Genomic DNA, 23099 nt, shown 5'->3' on the forward strand with positions numbered 1-23099 from the left:
CCTTTCGCTCTAAAACCAGAGAAAAGGAAAACATCACCTTCAAAGACCAAACTGCAACCTCATGAAAAGATTTACCGCTACGTGCCTGGTCCTCTTCCTTATTCTATTTTCCTTCACCTCCTTCACGCCAGCCCCCCAGAAAGCGCCCATTGAAAAGCGCATTGAAGACCTGCTGGCCAAAATGACCCTGGAAGAGAAAGTAGGCCAGCTCAATTTTGTGGTAGGCGACCTCTTCAACACCGGTCCCACCGTACGTACCTCTCAGTCAGACAAGTTTAATGACGCCATCAAGAAAGGCGAAATCACGGGCATTTTCAACATCCATGGCGCCGAGTATGTGGGCAAACTGCAAAAGTTAGCTGTGAAAGAATCTCGTCTGGGCATTCCCTTGATCATTGGCGCAGACATTATTCATGGTTTTAAAACCGTGTTTCCCATCCCTTTGGGCGAGTCTGCCAGTTGGGATTTGGCCGCTATTGAAAATGGCTCCCGTGTGGCCGCCATTGAATCTACGGCCGGGGGCATTAACCTGACCTTCGCGCCCATGGTAGACATTAGCCGCGACTCTAGATGGGGCCGCACTGCCGAGGGCGCCGGCGAGGACCCATATCTGGGCTCTTTGATTGCCGCTGCCCGCGTGAAAGGATTTCAAGGGAAAGACTTGGCAGACCCAAGAACCATGGCTGCCTGCGTGAAACACTTTGTGGCCTACGGTGCCGCCGAAGCTGGCCGTGACTACAACACTACTGACATGTCTGAGTACTTATTGAGAGATGTGTATTTGCCTCCTTTCAAAGCTGCCTTAGATGCAGGTTCTGCCACTTTGATGTCAGCGTTTAATGAGTTGAACGGCGTACCGGCCACCGGCAACATGTTCACCATGGACCAGATCCTCAGAAAAGAGTGGGGCTTTAAAGGCGCGGTCATCTCAGACTGGCAGAACATCACGGAGATGGTCAACCACGGCTATTCCAAAGACCACGCCCAAGCCGCAGAGCAAGCTTTGAGAGCTGGCACTGATGTAGACATGATGGGCGAAGCATATTTGAAATTTGTTCCAGAACTGGTAAAAAGCGGCAAACTGGACCAGAAGATATTGGATGAGTCGGTGCGCCGCGTGCTCTGGCTGAAGTTTAGGTTAGGCTTGTTTGACAACCCGTATCTGTACTCAGATGTCAAGCGCGAAAAGAAGGAAATCAGGTCTAAAGAAAACCTGGCCGCAGCCTTTGACATGGCTCGCAAATCAATGGTATTGTTAAAGAACCAAGGTAATATTCTGCCATTGACTACCGCTACTAAAAAGATTGCCGTGATTGGGCCATTGGGCAACAACAAAGCAGACATGAACGGTACCTGGTCGTTTTTTGGGGAGGAGCAGCACGCGGTAAGCTTCCTGGAGGGCATCAAGAAATACGCGAAAGGCGCTGAGGTGACCTTTGCCGAGGGCTGTGACCTGTACACCAATTCCACAGACAAATTCGCCGCCGCCGTTGCCGCCGCTCGTAATGCAGATGTGGTCATTATGGCCATTGGCGAGAGCGCCGTCATGAACGGTGAAGGCGCCTCAAGGGCAGACATCGGGTTGCCCGGCGTGCAGTTGGACCTAGTAAAGGAAATCCACAAGACCGGCAAGCCCATCGTGGCGTTGGTGAGCAGTGGCCGGGCTTTGGAACTGTCTTGGCTGGGCCAGAACATCCCTACCATCATGGCTACCTGGTCACTGGGGTCTGAGGCTGGCAATGCCGTGGCCAGTGTCTTGTTTGGCGAATACAACCCTGCTGGCAAACTGCCTCTCTCGTTTCCGCGGCACGTGGGTCAGTTGCCGTTGTATTATAACATCAAGAACACCGGCCGCATGTATGAAGGTACTCACTCAGAGCCGGGCAGTGAACGCGTGTACCGCTCCCGCTACCGCGATGTACCCAACACCGCTTTGTATCCGTTCGGGTATGGCTTAAGCTACACCACCTTTGCCTACGGACAGCCAAAACTAAACAAGAGCAGCATAGGCGGTAATGAGAACCTGGTCCTGACCGTAGACGTCACCAACACTGGTAAGTACACCGGCGAAGAAGTAGTACAGCTATACATCCAGGACCTAGTGGGCAGCACCGCCAGACCAGTTAAACAGCTCAAGAAATTCCAGAAGCTGTCCTTCGCCCCCGGCGAGAAGAAAACCGTCACGTTCACCCTCAATGCCAGCGACCTTTCCTTCTGGCGCCAGAACATGACGTTTGGGGCAGAACCCGGCGATTTTAAAATCATGGTAGGAGGCAATTCCAGAGACGTGCAGACCCTGCCGTTCACCTTGACCTCTACCTCTATCTAATTTCTTTCATGTGGAAGTCGTTTTTGGCCTGTTTTCCCAAAAACAACTAAAAAACGCCAGCTACAATAGCTGGCGTTTTTTCATATAAAGTCAAGTAAATTATAGCTTATAGGCTTGCCTGGCCAGTAACTTCCATTGCCCGTGTTGCTTCTGCCAGACCAGCAGCACACCCAATTTCACAGTGCCCGGGTTGCCGCTGTCATTGGTGGTAGCAGACAGTTGATGTCTTACTAGAGCCGTTTTGCCAGAGACTTGTATGCTTTGATTGGCCAGGTCAATAGTCACAAAATCAGATTTCTTAGTGACCAAGGCCTCTATGAACGCTTGCTTGCCCTCTACCCTGCCGCTGGAGTGCCCATAGCTCAAGTCATTGGCTACCACTTCTTCCAACGCTTTCTTTTCACCAGACAGCATGGCCTGCTTTAAGGCCTCCACCGCAGTGGCTACCTGTTTTTCGTCTTTAGATTGGGCCTTGGTGGTCATGCTGGCCATGAAAAGGCAAACCAATAACAGTCCTACTATTTTGTGCATGAGCTTCTCTGTTTAAGCGATGAACGGGAGTCCTAAACTACGCAATCTTGGCCATCTCCTGAAAGCCCTAGAACGCCTCAAGAAAGAAAAACCTCGTTTTTGATCTGTTTTCCAGAAAACAAGCCAAAAACGAAAAGCGTCAAGGCTTTAAAATATCTGGCAGCTTGCTATCTTTCATTCAGAATATTAACCGCCTAGCGCCAAACCCTACACTCCCGATGAAACTTTCTTCTCTGTTCTCTCCCATGAAAGCCTCTACTATATTACCGCTTTTCGTTGGCTTGCTTCTGCTTAGTTCCTGCGGAGGACAAACCACCTCTCCCGTAAAACAGGTGAAAGTGCTGGGCTACGGAGGCGTGACCATCTACCCAGACGTGGCTGAAATTTCGGTGGAGGCCTCCTTTACCAAAGACCGCATGAAGGATGCCGTGCAAGAGGTGCAGGCCGTCACCAACAGCGTACTGGCCCTCTCAAAAAAGTACACTGCTTCTGGAGAAGACGTGCGCATTAGTAGCATCTCGGCTAACAAGGACTATGCCTACGTCAACGGCAAAAACCAATTCACGGGCTTCAACTCCTCCCAGTCCATCACCATCAAAATCACTGACCTTAAAAGACTGGAAGCCTTTATGGAAGAACTGCTGGCCACCAAGATCAACCGCATCCAGAACATCAGTTACACGCACACCAAGGCCGACAGCCTAAGAAGAGAAGCCAACGCCTTAGCTCTGTCAGACGCTGTGAAGGCCGCCGACAATCTTTGCTCGGTTACCAAATCCACCAGGGGAGCTGTCCTAGAGATGGCCAACTACCGCACCCTGGACACGGGCAACGGTAACTATTCAGCTGACCAGGACATTGACGTGGAGTTGTATGGCAAAGGGTTTGGCGGAAGCGGCTTTAAAGTCACGCCTGAGTTGTTAAAATTCAAGAGCACCTGCCACGTGGCCTTCGCCATAGAGTAATCACTGTTTTTGGCTTGTTTTCCGGAAATCAGGCCAAAAACGGTTTGCCTTTTACAACGCGAAGGGCGGCGCCTGGTTGGGTTTCCAGACGGTCTGGGCCAGTTCATTCAAGGCTAAGCGGGCGTTCCGGAAGCCCTGTGCTAGCTGGGTGTAGACTTCGGCCAGTTCCAGTTCATAGGCCAGTTTGTGCGTAGCTGCCAGCCTGAAACTGCTTCTACCCACCTCTTCATAATACGACGGGTCAGGCGCTCCGCGTTGTTGGCGGCGCTCTATCCAGGCCTGGAACATACCTGACAGAAATAGCGCGTAGTTGCCTATGTGCACGCGTATTAAAAAGGCCTCGGCCGCTGAGGCGTTAGTCAAGGCCTCCAGCATGTCTACAATGTATTGAAAGCGGTGCGGAAGTTTTTCATGGGGTGAGTGCATGCGCTGGGTGGTGGAGAACTGCCAGAGCAAAGAGGCAATGTAATCTGCCAGTTCACGGTCTTCAATGTTTTGGCGGCGCAGAACGGTTCGGGCCAACACATAAAAATACAGTTGCTGAGAAACGCTCACTTGTCCTGCTTGCGATAGCAAGGCCTTGGGGAGGGCCTCGTGGTCCAGCATTTCGTCGCGGCACTCCGGGTCGCTGAGGAGTTCTATCAGACTTACATGTTTGGCAATCTGCCTGGACAGAATGCGGGCTATAAAATCAAAGTCCGTGGCGGTGAATTGGGCACGGCAGTTGGCTAACACCATGGTTCATGCTCCTTTCCAATGTGAGTGGATGTTCTAGGGTATGATTGAATTCTGAAAAGACAGGAAAGCCTTGTCAGCGTGTAATCTTAAAACGAAGTAGCATTTTAGAAGGTTATCAGAGCGTCCTCCGTTTTTAGGCTATTTTCTGGAAAACAGGCTAAAAACGAAAATCCCCGCCGGTTCTGCACCAGCGGGGACTTTCTGAAAAATCTAAGATTTTAAGCTTAGCCGATGGCCTGTTCTAAATCTGCAATAAGGTCTTCTACGTCTTCAATGCCCACGCTCAAACGGATGAGCGAGTCAGACAAGCCGCCTTTCAAACGCTCTACCTGCGGAATGCTGGCGTGCGTCATGGTGGCCGGGTGCCCGCAAAGCGATTCTACGCCGCCCAGAGACTCGGCTAAGGCGAAGTACTTCAATTTCTCCAGTACTTGAATGGCATCTTCCTGCTTGTCGCCTTTTAAAACAAAGGAAATCATGCCCCCGAAGTCGCGCATCTGGTCACGGGCAATCGGGTGGTTAGGATGGCTTTCAAACCCTGGCCAGAAGACCTTCTCTACCTTAGGGTGCTGACGCAGGTATTCGGCGACGGCTTTCCCGTTCTCGCAGTGGCGTTGCATGCGTATGTGCAAAGTCTTGAGTCCGCGCAAAACCAGAAAGCAATCTTGTGGACCAGGAGTTCCGCCGCAGGCGTTCTGGAAGAAAGCCAACTGCTCAGCCAGGGCATCGTCCTTCACCACAATAGCACCCATCACCACGTCTGAGTGACCGGCCATGTATTTGGTGAGTGAGTGCATCACAATGTCAGCACCCAAGTCCAAAGGAGTTTGCAGGTACGGCGTGCTGAAGGTGTTGTCCACTACCAGCGTGAGGTTGTGCTTCTTGCTGATTTGAGAGGCGCCTTTGATGTCAATGATGTTGAGCAATGGGTTGGTTGGCGTCTCTACCCATATCATCTTGGTGTTCTCCGTGATGTGCTGCTCAATGCTCTGAATGTCGGCCATGGACACAAAGGTGAACTTGATGCCGTAGTTCTGGTACACCTTGGTGAAAATGCGGTAGGTACCGCCGTACAAGTCATTGGTAGAAATCACCTCATCACCAGGCTTCAACAACTTGATGATACAGTCTGTGGCGGCCATACCTGAGGCGAAGCACAGGCCGTGGTTCCCGTTTTCCAGCGCAGCCAGGGCACTTTGCAAAGCACTGCGGGTAGGATTGTGGGTGCGTGAGTATTCGTAGCCTTTGTGGTCGCCGGGCGAGCGCTGCACGTAGGTGGAGGTCTGATAAATAGGCGTCATGATGGCGCCGGTGGTAGGGTCTGGCTCTACCCCTGCGTGTATGGTTTTGGTTCCGAATTTCATAGAGTCTTATACGGTTGTACCGGTGCAAGTTAGCCAAATTGCCCGCAAGTTGCCAAAGGTGCGCATTCAGCCATTGCGCCGTTTTTGCCGTAGTTCTGGTAAATTACCCGATATTCGGGGCCTTGACGCCTATGTGGAAAAAACTGCTTCAACAAAATACTGGAACGCTGTTGTACTCTGCCTTGCTGGTGGTGGTGCCGGTGCTGGCCAGTTCGGCACTGGCGTTCTGGCTCTACAGAAACCAGGAATTGCTGCAGAACCTATCTCCTGCCGGCATGGTGCTATATTTTGCGGTGGTATCCTTAACCATGGCCTTCGCGCTCACGCCCACCACCTTTGTAGCCTTGGCGACGGGTTTTCTGTTTGGCTGGGTCTCCTTTTCGGGCGTGGTGGTTTCTTATGGCATAGCAGCTCTGATTGGCTACGCCGTGGCCCGCCTCATTGACCATGGCAAAATGACCAACTTTCTGCACCAGTTCCCCAAAGCCGAGGGCGTCATTGATGAGCTACGCGAACACAGTTGGAGCTTGATTATCTTGACCCGTATCTCGCCGGTACTGCCCTTTGCCTTTATGACATTCGTTTTGTCTTTGGTGCAGGTACCCAGGGGCCGGTTTTTAATAGCCAGCATGGCAGGCATGTTGCCGCGCACGCTCTTCTTCTTCTGGGTGGGCACGCAGGCCCAGGACTTGCTGGCCTTGTTGCAAGACCCTAATGCGGGCACCATGGGCAAACTGCTGATGGGTGCGTTGGTGGTTATTTCCCTGGGAGGCATCTATGTTTTACTAAACCGAGCCATTAAAAAAGCCCTGGCGAAGAAGAATTAGCTAAGTGGCCGCGTCAGGAATCGTACCTGAATCCATTGATTTCCAGCCTGAATTAAATTAATGGCAGAATTTTACAGAAAATCTTTAGCGAGAACTTGCGTATAAAGGGGCAACCTACTACCTTTGCATCACTAAATAACTGGTCACGTAGCTCAACTGGATAGAGCATCTGACTACGAATCAGAAGGTTTGGGGTTCGACTCCCTACGCGACCACAGGAAACGCCCTTTACAGCTTGTAAAGGGCGTTTTTCATGTATATGGGAGCGTTTTTGGGAGCGTTTTCTAAAAACAGGCCTGAAAAGCGTACCGGAATACTACCAAATCAGGCACTGGATCTATCCGTCAGCACGTTCAATACAGCAATTCCCTCCTGAGTTTCTCCCACGTTGTTGTGCACCTGCAGATGTTTAGGCCAAGAGGCGACTTCCGTTCGCATGGCCCTCATTTCTGCCACCATCTGCAGCATGATCATTTCTGAGTTGGCCGCAGAAGGCGCGCCGGGAACCTGGGCGTCTGCGGCGGTCATGCCTCCCTCGGCAAATGCCCGGGCACCTTTCACACGTTCAGACTCCAGCCAGCCCACGGTGTTGGCGTATTTAGGCGAAGAGATCATCCAGTTGGGAATCACAAGCTCCGCACCGCGCTCACCTATCAGACCAAGCTTGGCACTGCCCACAAACCCGCCGTCTGCGAAAGAGCCGATGGAGCCGCCAGAATAACCAGAGGCGGTCTCCCACATGCCGTTGCGCTCTACCATGTTGATGAGTGCCCGGCCTCCCCCGCGGCTGGTCATACCACCAGTGGCGAACTGCTGGGCGTTCACCTGTACGGCGGCACTGTTGGCGCGCATGATGGCAGAAGCCGTCTTAACCGAGGCGATGATCATACCCGCACCTGGGAACAAGGCATTGGCCGGGTTCTCATTGGCCGTCTTCCAGATACCTTGGATCTCCTCTGCCAGGTTCACTGCGATCATGCCCTTGCTGAACGCCTTGATTACGCTGGCATTCTTCTTGCGCATGGCCTCATCTGCGGAGAAGAAGTCAATTCCGGCCTGCAGCACCTCCTTAAAACCTCCGGTGGTTCTTTTGAACATGGCGTCCTTGAACTCTGCAGTCCTTTTCTCATTGGCAATCTTCCCGTCTGCAATCTCCTTGTCAGTGGCAAGAATTTCATTCTTCAGCTTTTTTGCCGCCAAAGACTCGCCTTGGTTGGCCTCCTCAAGAATGGCAAGATTGGCTACTGCCGTGGCTTTTTTCAATTCCAGCAGTCTTTCATCTCTAAGCATCTCAGCTTCAAGAGCCAGCAGGGATTGTTCCTCCAGAACTGCTTGATCCGTTAAAAAATCATTTTGGATTTTTTCCGCTTTCAATGCGGCTTCTTCATCGCTTTTAGCTAGTCTTTTTTCCAGATCTTCCTGTTCCTTGGCATTCCGTTTCTCCTCAGCTTCGTCTAAAGCTGCCTGCTCAGCGGCCTTCAGTTCTTCATCCTTGAGTTTTTGCTGTTGGTCCAGATTGTCGATGAGCGCCATCTTCTCCAGACCCGTAGCGGCAATGTTGTCCAGTACCGCTGTGCGCTGCTTGTTTAATTCCCTTTTTTCCAGTTCATGCTGCAGACGAAGCTTGGCCAGAACCTTGTCGATACCGTCTTCCATCACCTCCACCTTCAGTTTGGCGAATTCGATTTCTGCCTCCATTTCAGCCTTGTTGAACTCTTCACGCGCTTTGGCCAGCTCCTTTGCTGCTTTTTCTGCGGCTTTCTTGGCTTCCTTCTCAGCTTTCTCCCTCGCTTTTTTCTGAGCCTCGGTCTCAGCGGTTGCCACGGCCTCTCCTTTCTTGGCGGCTTCAATCTTCTCTTCTTCGGCCTGAGCGGCCGCTTTTTCCTTCTGAGTCTTGATGCGCTTGTCCTGGCTGCTAGTGTACCCATCAATGTAAGCCATTCCTGCCCTTGCCCCGGCACCTCCAACGTCATTCACAACCCCATCAAAGGTTTTCTTCAGACCTGATTTTATCTTGTTCACATCCAGGGTGAAGATGCCCACCAAAAGGTCAGCCACGCCGCCCAACACATTGACGGCCGCGTTCTTAATGGAGGTAAAGACAGATGATACTATGGCTGCAAGCCCACCAATGTGCCCGCGCACCAGTCCGCTGCTGTTGTAAAGCTTTACAAATCCCTCAATCAGGCCGTCAATCACCATTATGGCACCTTTGATGGGGGCCACCAAAAGCTCAAAGACAAATCGAAGCCCTTCTACCACAGCACTGGCAGCGTCTCCCTGGGAGTTGAAAAGACCCATGCCCTCCACCAGGCCCATCACATCATCCCATAGGTCAGTGACAACTCCCCACAGATCCCTGAAGATGGCCACCACCGGTTCTGATTTCTCCATCACCTGGCCAAGAAAGTCAGAGGCCTTGTTCAACCCGTTCTGAACGAAGCCACCCAGAGTCTCCTGCAGCTCGCCAAGCGTCATCTGCAAGGAAGCCCAACCACCGCCAGCCTTCCTGGCCGCTTCAGCGGAACCGCCGAACTCCTTGTTCAACTCTGCCAGGATCATGCGCTGAGCACCGGCCTTGTCACCGGTCTCCACCATGCCTTTGATCATTTCCTTCTGGTCGGCGGTAAAGCTCACCCCTACCTTGCTAAGGGCAGTGATTCCCTTGATAGGGTCATTGAGGGCCTTACCTACTTGAATGGAGGCGCCTTTCAAGTCTGCCGGGCCGTCACCGGCCATTTTCTGGGCCATGTCTTGGATGGCGGGCAGGGCTTCCTCAAACACGCCCTTTTTAATTTCTGTGAAGGTGAGCAAGAGGGTGGCGGCACCTTTGGTGGCATCATCGTCAAAAAGTGTTTTACCCATTCTCTCCTCTGCCAAAGCCTCAATCTCTGCCTTGGTGATGCCGGCCGCGTAGGCAGTGCTCTTCAGACCCGCCTCTAGTTGCGAGTTGATCTGGGCGCTGCCCTCAAACGCCTTCTGCGAGGTGGTGAACAAGCCCCAAAGCTGCTGGGCTGCGGCCAGTAAGCCGCCGCCCGTGAAAACGCCTAGCGCATTGCCCCACATCTGCTTGAAGAAGCCACCTCCGGACGCTGCCATGGTCTGGGCCTTGGCTAGGCCGTTGATCTCGGCTCTGGCTTCATTTGCCTTCTGTTTGATGGACTGGTACTGTTGGATAAGATCTTTCCTTTTCGGGTCATCTGCCGCCATTTTATTGATCTGCGCGTTCAGAATAGCCTGTGCGCCGGCCATCTCCTTTATGGAGGCGTTAAACTTCTCCCCGTTGGCGATAATCTCGATCTCACGGGTGGTCTTGTCTGTAGAAGCCATCTTAAATGTTGATTACAAGTTTCTTTTGAATGCTGCCGGCCACGTTCTCCACTCCTTGAATGGCAGCTTTGTCGGCCAGCAGGTGACTTAGCTGGTTTACCTGATGGCCTATACTGTCGCGGCCCTTGCTGTACCAGCGCTTGGGCGCACGCCTGTTGCCACGGGCTTTTCCCAGAATCCTGCGGCTGGTGGCGTTTTCCTTCTGGTCTCCCAGCTTGGAGCCGCGCCCCACCCCCATGTCCACCATGGCACCATACCAGGCATAGGCTATCTTGATTTTCTCCACGTCGCCGTTGGAATGGGCCATCACCTCGCCGGCGAAGCTCTGGTCAAGGTCTCCCGTGCTTTTGATCCTTAGTTTCTTAAGCTGCTGCCGCCAGTTCTGAATGACAAGGGCCAGCCACTCCTGGCTTATCTCGCGCTGTGTCTTTGCTTCTTCCATCAGTAGTTTCTCCTTATGGGCACCTTGGCCGTTTTCAGTCCGTTCTTTTTGCTGATGGTGAAGCTGACCTTCTCCCAAAGCCCGGTAAAGATGCCGCCCTCATGCCGGATGAGGCAGCGCCGGCCGTGGTTGAGGCTCAGAATCTCGTGAATGCGCAGCGCCTGCTCCGTCTCCACGCGGTCAGACTCATCCAAAAAGTCAAGCCAAGGCTTGTGCCGACGCAGGTACAGGCCGTGCGGCCCGTCCCACTCCAGAGAGTCTGAAGAGATCTGGTCACCCATGCGGTTCACTGTTCCAGAGGTGCCCAGCGGGTAGGTGGTGCCGTCATTGTTGGGCTGCAGGCCGTGGTAGGCCAGCACCCTGAAGGAGAATCTGTCCTGCTCCTGCTGGGTGACGGGCACCAGCCAGTCACGCTGGCCTGTGCCGCCCCAGAAAAGGTAGTTGACCACCATGGGCAGCGTGGCCACCTGACAAGGCACGTCCTCAAGACCATCACCCACCTGGTAGGAGTAGTCAAAAGCCACCTGCTTCTGCTCATCATCGGGGTCTGCCTCCATGGCCAGCGTGAAGCCCCCGAAGGGCGCCGGCTCCCACTCATACACCCGGCCGGTGAACTCTGACCAGTCCACGTAGGTGCGGTCGGCCACCACGTCTCTGAGGCGCACGACCTCCATCTCCTTCCGGAGCGGGTTGAACACGAAGCCTATGCTGAACAATGAGCGTATGGCCTTCAGAAACTCGTTCACCTTCATGTCGGGCACATGCTCTGCCAGCACCACGTCTATATCTGGGTCTGCAGAAGTTGGGAAATAGGCCCGCGTGTTGAAGACCACCAGCCTTTTGACGGCCTCCTCCTCCAGCCAGTCACCAGTCACGGTATAGCCGAAATGGGCCATGGCCGCCTTGAGCACGTGCACCAGGTAAGGAAATGGCGTGACGGGAAACTCGTAGGGTCTCATGACATTGGAGTTGAATGGAAACCCTTCGTCATAGAAGTTCTGGTACCCGCTGAAATCCGGCTGCTCTACTTTAGAGAAACCAAGGTTGCGCACCGGGAACAGCGCGTAACTGGACTCTGGGTAGGCCGGCTGCACGCTCAGCTGCAGCGGCACGGTGCCATAGTCGATGTCCCGCAAGCCGGCCTCCTTGATCTGCACGGAGATGTCGCCCACATCGGTCTGGAAGTTCACTTCGTAGCCTTTCTCTGAGCGCCTGATGACGTTCAGCTTTCCCATGCGCCACAGCTGGCCCATCAGGAACAGTTGGCACGGCAACTCGGGCTGGCGATACCGGGCCACGGATAGATGGCCGGGAAACTTCAGCTTCAGATTGTTCACGGCGCTGAAGGGCAGCGTGAACGGGAAGGTGAGCGTGCCCGGAATGCGGTCAAACTCAAACAGCGTGTTCCAGATCTCAATCTGGATGGAGAGATCGGCCGGCAGATCCAACCAGTCATCTCCCAACTTAAGGGCTATGAATTCTCTCATGGCTCCATGGGTTTAAGGGTGGCAGTCTGGTCTATTAGGTAACCGGCCGCGTTTAATTTTGGCGTATAGCGGTGGCGGCGCAGGAACTGCACCTCAAAGTCAATGTAGCCCGTGTCCTCATTCTCATCCAGAAGTTTGTGGTTCTTGTCTATGACATACACCGGCGTGTAGCGGTCTTTCTCCACCAGCCAGACCCGCTGCGAGAGCAGGAAGTCCTCAAATGTCTCTACCTCGTGCTGGCTGCGGTAGCCGGTGCTCAGTTCCATGGTCGACTTGCCAGTCTTAGAGAAGACCTCCAACTCATGCCGGTCGGCACGCGAACCCGGCAGCAGGTTTCTCTCCAGAGAGCTGCTGTCTGGGTCAAACTTCTTCTTGGCGCGGCCGGTGGCCACCAACGTATTTATGCCGCCGAGGCTGTTGGCATACAGCAGATACCTTCTCTTCTCGCCGAAGTCCTCCAGCAGATGATAGCGGCGCGTCTCACTTATCACTTTGCCAAGCGGGTCTTGCACATACAAGTCCCAGCTTTTCACAGCTATGCCGGGCTTCTTTAAATCAAGGCCAAGCTGCCCATGGCCCACCGGCAGGCAGTAAAGCTCAAACCGCTTAACGCCGTTGACCGCATGCACGTCATAGGTGGCCGAGGTACCGTCTGAAAAACGCACCCTTGCCTTCACCGTAAAGCCGGCAAGGTCAAAGGAGTTGGGCATGAAGTACAGAAACTCAGGCTGGTCGGCATACACCCACTTCACCGGCAAGTCCCACGTGAAGAAAGGCTTGCGGTTGACCTGATAGCTACTGAAGAAAGTATCCAGCAGCATCTCGGTGGTGTCAAGACCGCCGTAGAGCACGTACTGGGTGTCAATCTGGGAGTAGTCCCCAATGATGGGCGGGGTTCCGTATTTTTCGGTGTATTTCAGATAAAACCGCTTGAAAACAGAGTCTGCGCGAACGGCAATACTACCGCCGAAGGGAGGCAGGTGCGGCTCTACGAAGGAATGCAGCAGCTCGCGCACGTCAAAGACCGTGGTGCCGTCTGAGTTGGACGGGTGCTCCAGCGGATCCGGCAACACCTTCACAAACTCACCGGACTCATAATCAGGCTCAATGAGCACCTCGCACAGAAAGGAAAGGTTGGGCTTGGTCTCGGGTGCGTCTGTGGCCAGGTTCAGCGTGACTGGGTTCTGGGAGAAGTGAAACCTGAAATCCCTGATGTTCACGGGCACCGTGGTATTACAGCCCAGAGAGTCGGTGACCTTCAGCTGCAGAATGCCAGGCTCCAGTTCTGTGCGGTCTTTCTCAGTGGAGCCGTCAGACCAGAGGAACGCATAGGGCGCCACGCCACCAGAAACGGAGACCGTCACGTCTTTGCCGTTCACCAGGGCAATGACCGTGATGCGTGGGTTCTGCGCAATGACCACCTCCAGCGTAAGGGTCTGGTCCTGGGTGCCGGCAGGCATGCCGGACTGGCTGGCCATGCTGTCGGTCACAACAACGGAGTAGGTACCGGCCGCAAGCATGGGCCGGTTCTGCTGGGTGGAACCGTCAGACCAAAGGAAGAAATACGGCGCATAGCCCCCAACTACCTCCAGGGTGGCCGTGCCGCTGGTACCGCCCCAGCAGGTGACCACGGTGGTGGAAAGATTCACCACCAGCGGGTTCGGGCTGATGTTGACGGTGCCGCTCATGGTGAAGGCGGTCTGGCCTAGATTGGAGAAGCCGTAGGGCATGTTCAGGGCGTCGCCGTATTCAGTGGCCACCACGTTCACCTGCCCGCCCACCGGTTCGGTGCCGTTGTAGCTCACGCCCGCGGTCACGCTGAACCTGGTCTCGCCAACGGAGGCGAGGTACCGCTGAACGGCCTGCACCACCAGGTTCAGGTTGTCCTGGATCATGGGTGCGGTCCACTGGCCCTCCTGGTTGCCCAGCCGGTTCTGGGAGAAGTTGTTGCCAAGGTCTGTGTTGGTGGCCGTGAAGCGCACCACGCTGCCAAGGAAGCTTATCTCAAACCAGTCGCCGGCGTCTAGGTAGACGCCGGTCTGGATTCTTACGCTTGCGTACTGTGCCATGCTAGCTTAGTTTTTTCTGTTTGAAGTTGAGGCGCGGGTTGTTGACCCGGAAGGTGAAGTCAAAGCGGGTGCCGTAGTACTGCAGCGCCACCTGCGCCACCTTGTCGTTGGTGATGTCATTGGCCGTGATGCGCGTGGCCGGGCGGTCGCCGAGGTTGTTGATCTTGAACATGGCCTCTGCCATGACCTCCTCCCCGATCAGCTCAGACTGGTCATAGACCAGTTCCTGCGCGTCTGGGTCGTTGACGTCACAGATGCTCAGGATCAGGAAGCCGCCGAACAGTTCCTTGGTGATGTGGCCACCGCCGTTGTCGCCGTAGCCGGCCTCGTAGTTCTGGAGCACCATGAAGTAGCCTGACTTTACTTTGTTCTTCAGCTTGTCATAGAACTCCTTCAGGTCCAGCACGCGCTGCACCGGGTCGCTGCTGAGGGTCATGCGCAGAAAGCGGATGTTGTTCTGCTTGGGGTCTGGGTTGCCCTCAGAGTGCATCAGCTGCGGGTGCTGCTCTGCCAACTCCCGGAAAAGGGCGTTATACTCAATTGTTCTCATTGTTTCTTCTTTCTTGTTCCTCTATCTGCTCAAAGCGCTGCTGCATGGCGGCAAGGATGTTTCTTATGTTGGCGCGGCCGGTTGCCTCAATGTTGATCACGTGGCCGCTCATGCCCAGCAGCACGCCGTCCCAGCCGCTGCGGCCGGCCTTCTTCTGGGTGCCCTCTGAGAACACCAGCGGAAACTCCCCCTCCAGTTCAAAGCGGCAGCCCCGGTACCAGCTCAGCACGGCCAGCTTCACCTCCAGCGGCAGCCTGGCCACCAGCTGCGCCCGGCGCTCCACCAGGTGCTGGTTGAACTCCTGCCGGCAGTCGCCGCCGTAGCTGGTGAGTCTTTTGACTATGAAGTGAAACCACCGCTTCTCCCGGTACAGGCAGGCCACGAAGCGGTCCAGCTTCTCAGGGGTCTGCTTCTGGGTGAAGGACATGAAATAGGTGTCTGCGTAGATGAACTCCAGAAAGGAGAGGCTGCGGAAGCGCTCTCGCGGCCCGAAGAGCGCGGGCCGCAAGCAATTGGCAATGCCTGGCACCCTGAGTCTGGGAAGCAGCTGCGCCGTCAGTCCCTTGAAACCGGAGTCTAAGAACTTGACCAGCCAGTGCAGCTGCACGATCTGAATAGGCGTGAAGGCCAGGAAGATGCCGAGGGGAAGGTTAAGCAGGATACGCAGGCGCTCCAGGCGCAGCAGGTGCTTCTTCTGCTCCTCTGGGATCCCGGTTGCGCTGAGCCACCGGGACTCTGCGGCTATGACTTTGACGAGTTGTCGGCCGGTGAGCTCATTCCAATCGGATGGCAGTTGCCGGTACAGCGTTCCTATTTTGACTTCGTGCATGGTGTGGAAGTGGTATGCACGAATTTCCGAAGGCAGGCTACCGCTGGAAAGGACACAAAAAAGCCCTGGCAATTGCCAAGGCTACATTATATTACGCTATAGAAAATTTCTATTTATTGCCCACGGCGCTGACCTTTTCAGGTTTATTGTTCTGAGTATTAAGATGCCGTAGTTCCTCTGAGATATGTTTTTGATATTGGACCAGGCTGTCAAACGCAGGCTTCTGCTTTAGGTATAGTTTATTAAAGTGTTGGAGTTCTTTTGGGGTTTCGTCACGATAGGCTGACCATGCGCTCACGCCAGAGGCAATACCCGACAAAGATGAAAGAACAACTGAGGCAATGGCAACATATATTGAGATTTCAGAAACCCTTTTAGTGTTCGCTATTGCCTCGTCCTGCCGATTATTACGCATTAACTCATCCACATACACATGTCCTTCGAGTGTTAATCGTGCTATGACCTTATAGGCATATAAAGACCCAGTGTCACTTATCCGCCCAGAATAGCCAAACGGAGGCACTTTCTCTGACTCGGTAAATAAATGGCCTAACAGCTCAGTTCTATAAGTAATCCACCCCTTTGCCTGCAATTCATCAAGACTTGTTTTTATAGCAAACGCCTCCTCAAAGTCATCTTTTCGCAAATTGAATGTTGAGATAAGAAATGGATTAATCTCAATCCCATTATAAGAAGTATGCTTATATAGATACTTCAGTAGATCTTCATAAATATTTAAGGGCTTAAAAGTACGGGTGAAGTAATCTAATTTACCCTTGGCTGAAAGAAAATAGGCATATGTCTCCTCATTTCTCTCTAATACCCCACTTGCATGTAAGTCTTCGACCAAAGCGCCAATTTGCTGAATATCAATATCTTTAAACCAATCCTTTATATTTTGGATATAATAACCACCTGTTGACGGATATTTAATAATGTGTTCTATTAGATCATCTTCTGTAATGGCCTTCATAAATAAATTTTGCTTATGCCAAGCTATATATTAATAGGCAGTTTTTAAAAATTTTCCTGACAGGGCAACTCTTTTAGATCTCTCTGGCTCCCCAAGCTCCTGAAGGCTATCATAGCGGGAGACCAAAAAAAAAGCCCTGGCAATTGCCAAGGCTAATGAAGTTTTTATTTGAGTGAGCGGCGCCTGAGCACCAGCTGTTCATCACCGTTCTCCACTACAATCAGTTTCTCATATCCGTCACCATTCTTGGCGAACTTCAGCTTCTCAAATACTTTATTGCTCTCCGGTTCAGTTAGTCCGTCTACGTAAATCAACACTTTATCAGAACCTTCCTTCCGCACCTGCACACTGTAAATCCCTCTGATATCCATAGTAAGCTTAGTTTACTTATTAGCTTGTAATCCTGATATTAGCTTAACTTAAATATACTATGATACTAAACATAGACCTATTGCCAAATGAAGTTTGGGAAACACCAATTGTAATAAGGAGCAGTCAGGTGTTAAGATTCACAAAGTACCTGGTCAGCAATAAAGGAAGGGTTTACTCCCTTGTTAATGAAAGCTTAATGAGTTTAAATAGCAGGGTGCGTGGGTATGTTTCCGTAAATCTAATGATGCAGAAAGGAAAATATGCAACCATTACAGTGCACCGTCTAGTTGCAGGGACTTTTATTGAGAATCCAGAAAATAATACTCATGTTAACCACAAAGATGGTGTTAGACATAACAATAATGTAGAGAACTTAGAGTGGACTACCTGCAAAGACAATATTAATCATGGTCACACTAGAAGGAGGAAGTTCACAGATAAAGAACTAGCTACGCTGCTTAAAGATAGGCCAGACCTATATAGCGCAGTACTGGAAATGAAACAGTATTTATTAGAAAAGAAGGTTTTTGGAGAAGGTCCAATATCACCCATCTGTATTTCCTATTCGATAGAAAAGAGAGATTATAACATAAGAATTGAATAACTAATCAATCTGCACAATTCTACTTTGGGAGTTCTGATGATCAGTTAAGGCGGTGAGGAAAAGCTGCAGAGCATTCATGGCCGCATAGTCTGCGGCCCAGTCAGAGATATGCTCTGGGTCACGCTTTACGGCGTTGAACACCAAGTTATTCACAAGACCATGTAAACTTGCCATGTCTGGTACCAGATGCATCAGCTGGATCAACGCGCCCATGGTATTATCGGTAAGCTCTGGTTGGTTGTGGATGACGAAGGTGTCACCGACTTTGGAGATGGCCATCGTTGTTTCGCAAAGGGTGGGAAACAGGCACCCGCGTGCCCGTGAGAAGGAGCTGCGAAACAACTTAACAGTCATTTTAGGGAGCCTTACGGGTACCCTACTCCTCCCCACGGGCACACGGCTATATAGTAATCTATAAAAGCCTAAACCCATGGGTGCCCCACGCCTATTGAATCGGAATGGGGCAACCAGGACTGTTAATAATGTTTCGCGTTACAAAATTCAGCAAATACTACCAGATATCAAAGCTTTCCATTTTTGGCCTGTTTTCTGGAAAACAGGCCAAAAACAAAAAGCCCTCAGCTAATGAGGCGAGGGCTTTTTGTATGTCAAATATAAAATGGGTTGTCTGCTAATTGAGGAGGTAAACCGTAGTAGCTGCCCCGGCAATGAAGCCGAGGCCAAGCCAGACGCCGGTGCGCCTCCTGGGCACCTCAACCGAAAAACTCTGCAGGTCGGTCACCGTGGAATGCGGGTTAAGATTTCGGACCATTACTTCTAAGGTGGTAGGTTTGAAAATGCCGTTGGACCTGCTCACCTGAAATATCTCCAGTTCATTCCTGACTCGGTAATCCAGCGTGGGATGTTCTTTTTGTAAGTCTATGCTGGCGTTTATCCATTCATCATTGAAGGCGAGAATAGATTTGGAGGCCGGGTCTGGCGGTGAGGCGTCCACAATACCGATGGTCTCTACTGCCACCACGGTTGCGGTCTTGGTGCCGGTGCCTACTTTCCTCACTGCCTTGCCCAGCTTGGTTTCCTGACGGCCCACGGCTTTTGCGGAATTCACCTGCAATGGCTTGCTGGCCGTTTCCACGCCTTTGGCATCTTCTTTCTTAACAATCGGCTCATACTGAGACTGAAGGTTGGCCTCCGTCTGCCTTCGCTCACTGATGGAAGTGAACAAACCTGAGCAGACCACCAGCAGCGCAATCAAGAGCGCGGAACCAGCGGCAATCACATAGTTTCTCATACTTTTTACTTAAAGGGTTTGGTTGGTTTTAAATAGGATTCAAAGGTTGTCACTGGCCGCACTTTCAGAAAGGACACAAAAATCACAGCTGCTTCAGGAGCCGCAAAGCCTTCAAAAAATCGGCGGCGTAGCTGGCCACTTTTGCCGCTTTGTCTGATCCGTTAATGATGGCCCGTGCACTGGTGAAGTCACAGGATTTAGTGGTGATGAAATGAGAGAGTTTCCTAGTGGTGAACCATCCGTCACGCATGCCCACCACCAGGGTGTTCACGGCAATGGGAAGCTCTGCGATTCGCTCTGGGTGGGCAACCAGGTCAACGCCCACGGCCGTGCCGGCGCGCCTGTAGTTGTCCTTGCCCGTAGTCTGGCAGAAATCGCGGCCGCGAAACTTCCAACCTTCACCTGAGGCCTCATTGCCGTTGCCCATTCTGTTACAGTAACAGTTGTTTGCAATCGCCTGAGGCTTGTGGGCCAGTTTCTTGGCCAGTGCGTTGGGTACCTTCACTTTCGCCTTGGGATCCACGGCATAGCGGCCGGGCCAGTTGTTGGCCAGCCCCTGCGCTGAGTAGTTCAGGTTTTCACCCGTTGGCACCATCCCCTCACCCACTTCATGGAAGACGGTGGCCAGCACGTAGGCAATCTGCTCCAGCTGGGTGACGCCCCGGTCTTTGCAGGTTTTAACGATCAACTCGATTGCGGCCACCGCCGACTGCGGAATGGAGTTGCCGAACAGGGCAACCCGCACGTTGTCAAAGAAGGCTTTCATTACCTGCCCTCCTCTTTTGGTTGGAAGGCATCTAAAATGTTCTGGCCATTGAGGGTGCCTTCTTCCTGCACGCTTACCATGCGGCTGCGGAACCAGTTAGGCAGAAAGCCCTTGCCTACTTTCTTCAGGTTCTCATCCACCGACATCACCTCGCACCCGATCAACAGAAAATAGATGAAGCCTTTGAAGCCTGGGAAAACGATGCTGGCCCAGAAATTCGGCTCGCCGTCCACCAGGTGATGCGTGAGCACGTGCACGATGATCAGGACGAAGAAGTACTCCCCCAGTTTTTTGCAGATCTGCCGAAGCCTGAAGGAGTAGAGCGTTCTGGCGATCCAGGAGGCATAGATGCCGCTCAGGGTGTCTATGAACACGGCCACCACCAGGAAGCCCACAAAGTCCCAGTCGTTGAAGACGTACTTGTTGAACAGGTTGATGGCTAGTTCCAAGGCGTGCTGGGAGCCGGAGGAGATGACCGCCAATACAAGCAGCATCTGGTTGAAAACGATAGAAAGGAGCATTTTAAAAGGGTTTAGTATGGGTTGGGTTGGGTTAGAATGCGCGGAAGGTTCTGTTGGTGGACTGGTTCAAAGGCACCTTTTCCACTGGTGCGGAATAGCGGTCACTGGTGAAGTAGGCGGCGTATTTGGTCTCAGATGCGTTGCGGTCCAGGTACTGGCGCATCTTGTGCAGGAAGTGAAGGCCGTCCACCTCTGCCTCGCGTATCTTGGACTCCAGCAGTTTGGCGTTGTCGGCATCCGCTTCTTTGGCGTTGCCCTCGTCAATCCTGGCATAGGTGATCTCTATGCCGTCCGGCGTGAGCTCAAAGCCCTGCTCTACCAGCGCCTTGGCCACGGTGAGGTGCGCCAGCGCCGGTTGTATATAATATTCCAGCAGGCGTTTGTTGTCTTCGCTCACGGTGCCGGCCTTGATCTGGGTGCTGATCTCATCGGCCAGTTCCTCCCCTATCTGCGGAATGATGCCCATGCGCTCCACTTTCCTGATGACCGGCTGTAGGCCAAGGAAGGTAAGCCAGGAGTTCCGGATGGAGTAGTGCTCAGAGAACTCAGCGGCCGCGTTGATGAAGTTGCGCCTGAACTGGGAAAGGATGCCCGAGTTCTTCCACTCTATAAAATCAGCTTCTTCCACGTTGGCAATTAGATACTGCAGGGATTTCTCCAAGGCGCTGTAACCCTTTTTAAGCAGGCTTCTTCTCAGTTCGTTCGTCTGCCACTGGAAGGCAGTCTTAACGGACTGGTCAGAGTGAATATGGATGCCAAGGTTGGTGATGTCCACTTGGTTCAATGCCATGTAGCCTTCCATGGCCAGATTGGCAATTGCCCCCTGCAGATACCCTAGAAGCACCTTCTGCTTGTCTGTCAGCGTTTGTGCCTCGTATTTTTCCAGAAGCAACTCATAGAAGGCGTTGCCAAGGTATTTCCTCAGATGCTCGTCTTCCACCAATAGGATGTCACCCATGACCGGCTCCAGCTCAAAGCTGCTGGCCACGCCCACGTAGAGCGTAAATTCCTCAATTGTTCTAATCAGCGTTTTCATGATGCTTTGTCATTTTGGCTAAAGCCGATTCTATTTTTCTCTTCTGCCAACTGCAGCATGGCTCCTGGGAAGTTGCAGCTGCGCAGGTCTTTGTTGTGGTTGATCCAGACGCACACATATTTGCCGTCCTCTGCCTTTGCGGCCACTGTCATGCGACACTCTGGGTTGGAGACGAGTGCCACCAACTGGCCTTCCCGGTATTCTTCCATGGCTTAGGAGGTTTCCTGCTGCACCTGCTTGCCTTTGTCCAGCGTCATGATGAGTGGGTTCTGGATCCGGAACACCGTGTTGGGGTTCCAGCCGTTGACGTCCCTTACCGTGTAAAGCGGTTCCAGCACCAGTTCCTGCTGGAATTTGGAGGTAGAGATGAAGTTGTTGAAATGCACGCGGGCGTCTGAGCCGGAGCCCGCGCCCATGCTCTTGCCGGGCGTGATACCCATGAGCACCGGAGCCAAGCCCACGGCGGTCAGAATATGGGAAGAAGCCTCCTGAGAGTCTTCCACATAGATGCCCGATTGCAGCTTGTCATCAACGGCCTCTACTTTGAAAGCCGCAATGGTCTCACCAGAATCAAGTGTGATAGTAGTAGTAAGAATGGACTTGCCTGCACCGTCCGTACCGGCCATCACTTTGTCAAAAGTCTCGAGTTCATCACCGATAATAAGTTTGCGCTGGTCCTCAGACTTCTCATCCCAGTCTTTGTATTTCCACACCCAGTAGGCAGAGTGCACAGAGACGATGTATTTGATGGTAAGCTGGTTTTTGAAAAGCTGCTTCTTAAACTCTGGGATGGCCTGCGCCACCTCCAACCATCCGGAGCGGCGAACGCTGTTCCAGGAAGCCAACTGATAAGCGCATTTGTCCGGCGATGGAATGGAGATGGGATAAATGAACTTGTCTTCGCCTGACTCCAGAATCTGCGCAACCGGGTCATCATACGGGTCCAGTACGCTCACGCTCTTCAAACCGTCGATAGAATCAGACTTGTCCCAGTTGCCGTTTATGTACAGGCGCTCAAAAATGCCACTGGTGGGGTTTGCCTTTGAATAGCGGCTGAAAGTGGCCTCCTGCGAGGTAAGGCGCACGATCTGGGAGCCGTCACGCGATTTGACAAACTCAGGAAAGGAGTTGGCAAACCAGGACAGATCCATAAAGGACTCATAGCCGTAGCGGAGGATGTTGGTCTTTCTGAAAAACTCATCAATGGCCGTGTCCTTGGTGCGCTGGAATATCTCATTGCCAGCATCATCATAACCGGTAATCTCACCGTAGGTAATGCCACCGGCGTGCCATAGGGCTGCGCGGCGCTCAAGAACGGCAGGCAGGATGGTGTTCTTCTCTGCCTCTTCACGCACGTTCTGCGGGAACTTGTTATCATCTCCCCACTTCTCAATGTCGCCACCGCCGTCTGCCTTCTTGGTGGGTACGGTGGGCGTTCCCATGTCCCGGCCCTTACTGCCTGCGTTGGCGGCAGACAAGGCGCTGCCGGTTTTGAAGACGCTGCGGGAATTGGACCCGAAGAACATGGTGCCTGAGCTATTGGCTATAACCGTCATTAGATAATTACTTTAAGGTCGTTGAACTGGGTGATAAGGAAGAGGTGCACGGTGCGCGTCTGGCCGTTGCCGAGGATGATGTTGCGGGTGGCGTTGGCGAAGTGGTTGGGGTTTTTCTTGGACTTGGCAGGCGATTCTGAGTCCACAGGAAAATCTTCCTGTGTCTCTGCTGAATTGGTTTTCCCTTTTCTGCCCACGCTGGTCATGGTGACGCCACGGCGCACCTTGCGCTCACCACCGGTCTGTTTTTTCTCATTGGCGGTGAAGTGCACAATGTCGAAAGGCTCACCCTCCTCCATTTTTTCCAGCGCATCCGCAAGCCGTATGATTCCCTTTCCTTTCATAGTAGCCCAAAGTTCAGGCGCGGCGGTGCGTGCGGAAAGGACACAAAAAACGGGAACGGGTATTTTAGAGGGTATTGGTTGTTTAGTGGCAACTTTCCAGAAAACAGGCCAAAAACCCAGTCTCAAAAATTTTCTGGCAAAACCGCGTCAGTTTTCCCGAAACCAAAAAAAACGAGGCCCGGCCAGATTTCGCAGTCTCAAAATGCGGATTCGC

At 52.7% G+C, this 23099-nt stretch carries 23 protein-coding genes and 1 tRNA gene; 5 read left to right on the plus strand and 19 right to left on the minus strand.

Features of this window, described 5'->3' with window-relative positions:
• The first annotated feature begins 61 nt into the window (after positions 1-61).
• Positions 62-2329, plus strand: coding sequence for a beta-glucosidase BglX (gene bglX / locus GU926_RS08070; RefSeq protein ID WP_160690746.1), 2268 nt, complete (start codon positions 62-64; stop codon positions 2327-2329).
• A gap of 99 nt (positions 2330-2428) precedes the next feature.
• Here the strand turns inward: bglX and GU926_RS08075 are convergent, their stop codons facing one another.
• Positions 2429-2860, minus strand: a complete 432-nt coding sequence (locus tag GU926_RS08075) for a nuclear transport factor 2 family protein (protein WP_160690748.1) — start codon at positions 2858-2860, stop codon at positions 2429-2431.
• 218 nt (positions 2861-3078) lie between these two features.
• Between GU926_RS08075 and GU926_RS08080 the strand changes: the two genes are divergently transcribed.
• Positions 3079-3825: an SIMPL domain-containing protein gene (locus GU926_RS08080; protein WP_160690750.1), complete on the plus strand. Its 747-nt coding sequence runs from the start codon at positions 3079-3081 to the stop codon at positions 3823-3825.
• Positions 3826-3876: 51 nt separating this feature from the next.
• On the opposite strand, the gene GU926_RS08085 is transcribed toward GU926_RS08080, so the two are convergent.
• Together GU926_RS08085 and GU926_RS08090 are read right to left on the minus strand one after the other, a co-directional pair.
• Positions 3877-4563, minus strand: coding sequence for a hypothetical protein (locus GU926_RS08085; RefSeq protein WP_160690752.1), 687 nt, complete (start codon positions 4561-4563; stop codon positions 3877-3879).
• 224 nt (positions 4564-4787) lie between these two features.
• On the minus strand, positions 4788-5927 hold the full coding sequence (locus GU926_RS08090; RefSeq protein ID WP_160690754.1) for a cystathionine gamma-synthase: 1140 nt from the start codon (positions 5925-5927) through the stop codon (positions 4788-4790).
• A gap of 131 nt (positions 5928-6058) precedes the next feature.
• Between GU926_RS08090 and GU926_RS08095 the strand changes: the two genes are divergently transcribed.
• Both GU926_RS08095 and GU926_RS08100 read left to right on the plus strand, forming a co-directional pair.
• Positions 6059-6754 carry a TVP38/TMEM64 family protein gene (locus GU926_RS08095; protein ID WP_160690756.1) on the plus strand — a complete coding sequence of 232 codons (696 nt, stop codon included), beginning with the start codon at positions 6059-6061 and terminating at the stop codon, positions 6752-6754.
• 141 nt (positions 6755-6895) lie between these two features.
• A tRNA-Arg gene (locus tag GU926_RS08100) sits at positions 6896-6969 on the plus strand.
• 109 nt (positions 6970-7078) lie between these two features.
• On the opposite strand, the gene GU926_RS08105 is transcribed toward GU926_RS08100, so the two are convergent.
• The 8 genes from GU926_RS08105 to GU926_RS08140 form a co-directional block, all read right to left on the minus strand.
• Positions 7079-10084 (minus strand): phage tail protein, encoded by a 3006-nt coding sequence (locus GU926_RS08105; RefSeq protein ID WP_160690758.1) that lies wholly within the window; start codon positions 10082-10084, stop codon positions 7079-7081.
• Between the two features lies 1 nt (position 10085).
• Positions 10086-10526 carry a hypothetical protein gene (locus GU926_RS08110; RefSeq protein WP_160690760.1) on the minus strand — a complete coding sequence of 147 codons (441 nt, stop codon included), beginning with the start codon at positions 10524-10526 and terminating at the stop codon, positions 10086-10088.
• The gene (locus tag GU926_RS08115; protein ID WP_160690762.1) at positions 10526-12013 is read right to left on the minus strand and encodes a response regulator; all 1488 of its coding nucleotides are present in this window, start codon (positions 12011-12013) and stop codon (positions 10526-10528) included. Before GU926_RS08115 ends, GU926_RS08110 begins: the two co-directional genes overlap by 1 nt.
• Positions 12010-14082, minus strand: a complete 2073-nt coding sequence (locus tag GU926_RS08120) for a SprB repeat-containing protein (protein WP_160690764.1) — start codon at positions 14080-14082, stop codon at positions 12010-12012. Before GU926_RS08120 ends, GU926_RS08115 begins: the two co-directional genes overlap by 4 nt.
• Before the next feature lies 1 nt (position 14083).
• Positions 14084-14632, minus strand: coding sequence for a hypothetical protein (locus GU926_RS08125; RefSeq protein ID WP_160690766.1), 549 nt, complete (start codon positions 14630-14632; stop codon positions 14084-14086).
• Complete coding sequence (locus GU926_RS08130; RefSeq protein WP_160690768.1) at positions 14619-15461, minus strand: hypothetical protein; 843 nt, start codon at positions 15459-15461, stop codon at positions 14619-14621. The genes GU926_RS08125 and GU926_RS08130 overlap by 14 nt, the downstream gene beginning before the upstream one ends.
• 109 nt (positions 15462-15570) lie before the next feature.
• Positions 15571-16434 carry a hypothetical protein gene (locus tag GU926_RS08135; RefSeq protein WP_160690770.1) on the minus strand — a complete coding sequence of 288 codons (864 nt, stop codon included), beginning with the start codon at positions 16432-16434 and terminating at the stop codon, positions 15571-15573.
• A 164-nt stretch (positions 16435-16598) separates the two neighbouring features.
• On the minus strand, positions 16599-16805 hold the full coding sequence (locus tag GU926_RS08140; protein WP_160690772.1) for a hypothetical protein: 207 nt from the start codon (positions 16803-16805) through the stop codon (positions 16599-16601).
• 59 nt (positions 16806-16864) lie between these two features.
• Between GU926_RS08140 and GU926_RS08145 the strand changes: the two genes are divergently transcribed.
• Entirely contained in the window at positions 16865-17410 is a 546-nt protein-coding gene (locus GU926_RS08145) for an HNH endonuclease family protein (RefSeq protein ID WP_160690774.1), read from the plus strand.
• Here GU926_RS08145 and GU926_RS08150 read toward each other — a convergent pair whose 3' ends face one another.
• From GU926_RS08150 to GU926_RS08185, 8 genes are all read right to left on the minus strand, one after another.
• The gene (locus GU926_RS08150) at positions 17411-17689 is read right to left on the minus strand and encodes a hypothetical protein (RefSeq protein ID WP_160690776.1); all 279 of its coding nucleotides are present in this window, start codon (positions 17687-17689) and stop codon (positions 17411-17413) included.
• A 352-nt stretch (positions 17690-18041) separates the two neighbouring features.
• On the minus strand, positions 18042-18662 hold the full coding sequence (locus GU926_RS08155) for a hypothetical protein (RefSeq protein ID WP_160690778.1): 621 nt from the start codon (positions 18660-18662) through the stop codon (positions 18042-18044).
• Positions 18663-18744: 82 nt separating this feature from the next.
• On the minus strand, positions 18745-19428 hold the full coding sequence (locus GU926_RS08160; protein WP_160690780.1) for a glycoside hydrolase family 19 protein: 684 nt from the start codon (positions 19426-19428) through the stop codon (positions 18745-18747).
• Positions 19428-19949 carry a phage holin family protein gene (locus GU926_RS08165; protein WP_160690782.1) on the minus strand — a complete coding sequence of 174 codons (522 nt, stop codon included), beginning with the start codon at positions 19947-19949 and terminating at the stop codon, positions 19428-19430. The genes GU926_RS08160 and GU926_RS08165 overlap by 1 nt, the downstream gene beginning before the upstream one ends.
• A 31-nt stretch (positions 19950-19980) precedes the next feature.
• Positions 19981-20985 carry a DUF6712 family protein gene (locus tag GU926_RS08170; RefSeq protein ID WP_160690784.1) on the minus strand — a complete coding sequence of 335 codons (1005 nt, stop codon included), beginning with the start codon at positions 20983-20985 and terminating at the stop codon, positions 19981-19983.
• Positions 20982-21194: a hypothetical protein gene (locus tag GU926_RS08175; protein ID WP_160690786.1), complete on the minus strand. Its 213-nt coding sequence runs from the start codon at positions 21192-21194 to the stop codon at positions 20982-20984. The genes GU926_RS08170 and GU926_RS08175 overlap by 4 nt, the downstream gene beginning before the upstream one ends.
• A 3-nt stretch (positions 21195-21197) precedes the next feature.
• On the minus strand, positions 21198-22541 hold the full coding sequence (locus GU926_RS08180) for a hypothetical protein (RefSeq protein ID WP_160690788.1): 1344 nt from the start codon (positions 22539-22541) through the stop codon (positions 21198-21200).
• The gene (locus GU926_RS08185) at positions 22541-22885 is read right to left on the minus strand and encodes a hypothetical protein (RefSeq protein WP_160690790.1); all 345 of its coding nucleotides are present in this window, start codon (positions 22883-22885) and stop codon (positions 22541-22543) included. Before GU926_RS08185 ends, GU926_RS08180 begins: the two co-directional genes overlap by 1 nt.
• Between the last annotated feature and the right edge of the window lie 214 nt (positions 22886-23099).

Source organism: Nibribacter ruber, assembly GCF_009913235.1.
Lineage (GTDB): Bacteria > Bacteroidota > Bacteroidia > Cytophagales > Hymenobacteraceae > Nibribacter > Nibribacter ruber.

What these genes read in the sequence shown, in the direction of transcription:
- bglX (WP_160690746.1), top strand. Translation starts at nt 62, where the DNA reads ATGAAAAGATTTACCGCTACGTGCCTGGTCCTCTTCCTTATTCTATTT.
- GU926_RS08075 (WP_160690748.1), bottom strand. Translation starts at nt 2,860, where the DNA reads ATGCACAAAATAGTAGGACTGTTATTGGTTTGCCTTTTCATGGCCAGC.
- GU926_RS08080 (WP_160690750.1), top strand. Translation starts at nt 3,079, where the DNA reads ATGAAACTTTCTTCTCTGTTCTCTCCCATGAAAGCCTCTACTATATTA.
- GU926_RS08085 (WP_160690752.1), bottom strand. Translation starts at nt 4,563, where the DNA reads ATGGTGTTAGCCAACTGCCGTGCCCAATTCACCGCCACGGACTTTGAT.
- GU926_RS08090 (WP_160690754.1), bottom strand. Translation starts at nt 5,927, where the DNA reads ATGAAATTCGGAACCAAAACCATACACGCAGGGGTAGAGCCAGACCCT.
- GU926_RS08095 (WP_160690756.1), top strand. Translation starts at nt 6,059, where the DNA reads ATGTGGAAAAAACTGCTTCAACAAAATACTGGAACGCTGTTGTACTCT.
- GU926_RS08105 (WP_160690758.1), bottom strand. Translation starts at nt 10,084, where the DNA reads ATGGCTTCTACAGACAAGACCACCCGTGAGATCGAGATTATCGCCAAC.
- GU926_RS08110 (WP_160690760.1), bottom strand. Translation starts at nt 10,526, where the DNA reads ATGGAAGAAGCAAAGACACAGCGCGAGATAAGCCAGGAGTGGCTGGCC.
- GU926_RS08115 (WP_160690762.1), bottom strand. Translation starts at nt 12,013, where the DNA reads ATGAGAGAATTCATAGCCCTTAAGTTGGGAGATGACTGGTTGGATCTG.
- GU926_RS08120 (WP_160690764.1), bottom strand. Translation starts at nt 14,082, where the DNA reads ATGGCACAGTACGCAAGCGTAAGAATCCAGACCGGCGTCTACCTAGAC.
- GU926_RS08125 (WP_160690766.1), bottom strand. Translation starts at nt 14,632, where the DNA reads ATGAGAACAATTGAGTATAACGCCCTTTTCCGGGAGTTGGCAGAGCAG.
- GU926_RS08130 (WP_160690768.1), bottom strand. Translation starts at nt 15,461, where the DNA reads ATGCACGAAGTCAAAATAGGAACGCTGTACCGGCAACTGCCATCCGAT.
- GU926_RS08135 (WP_160690770.1), bottom strand. Translation starts at nt 16,434, where the DNA reads ATGAAGGCCATTACAGAAGATGATCTAATAGAACACATTATTAAATAT.
- GU926_RS08140 (WP_160690772.1), bottom strand. Translation starts at nt 16,805, where the DNA reads ATGGATATCAGAGGGATTTACAGTGTGCAGGTGCGGAAGGAAGGTTCT.
- GU926_RS08145 (WP_160690774.1), top strand. Translation starts at nt 16,865, where the DNA reads ATGATACTAAACATAGACCTATTGCCAAATGAAGTTTGGGAAACACCA.
- GU926_RS08150 (WP_160690776.1), bottom strand. Translation starts at nt 17,689, where the DNA reads ATGGCCATCTCCAAAGTCGGTGACACCTTCGTCATCCACAACCAACCA.
- GU926_RS08155 (WP_160690778.1), bottom strand. Translation starts at nt 18,662, where the DNA reads ATGAGAAACTATGTGATTGCCGCTGGTTCCGCGCTCTTGATTGCGCTG.
- GU926_RS08160 (WP_160690780.1), bottom strand. Translation starts at nt 19,428, where the DNA reads ATGAAAGCCTTCTTTGACAACGTGCGGGTTGCCCTGTTCGGCAACTCC.
- GU926_RS08165 (WP_160690782.1), bottom strand. Translation starts at nt 19,949, where the DNA reads ATGCTCCTTTCTATCGTTTTCAACCAGATGCTGCTTGTATTGGCGGTC.
- GU926_RS08170 (WP_160690784.1), bottom strand. Translation starts at nt 20,985, where the DNA reads ATGAAAACGCTGATTAGAACAATTGAGGAATTTACGCTCTACGTGGGC.
- GU926_RS08175 (WP_160690786.1), bottom strand. Translation starts at nt 21,194, where the DNA reads ATGGAAGAATACCGGGAAGGCCAGTTGGTGGCACTCGTCTCCAACCCA.
- GU926_RS08180 (WP_160690788.1), bottom strand. Translation starts at nt 22,541, where the DNA reads ATGACGGTTATAGCCAATAGCTCAGGCACCATGTTCTTCGGGTCCAAT.
- GU926_RS08185 (WP_160690790.1), bottom strand. Translation starts at nt 22,885, where the DNA reads ATGAAAGGAAAGGGAATCATACGGCTTGCGGATGCGCTGGAAAAAATG.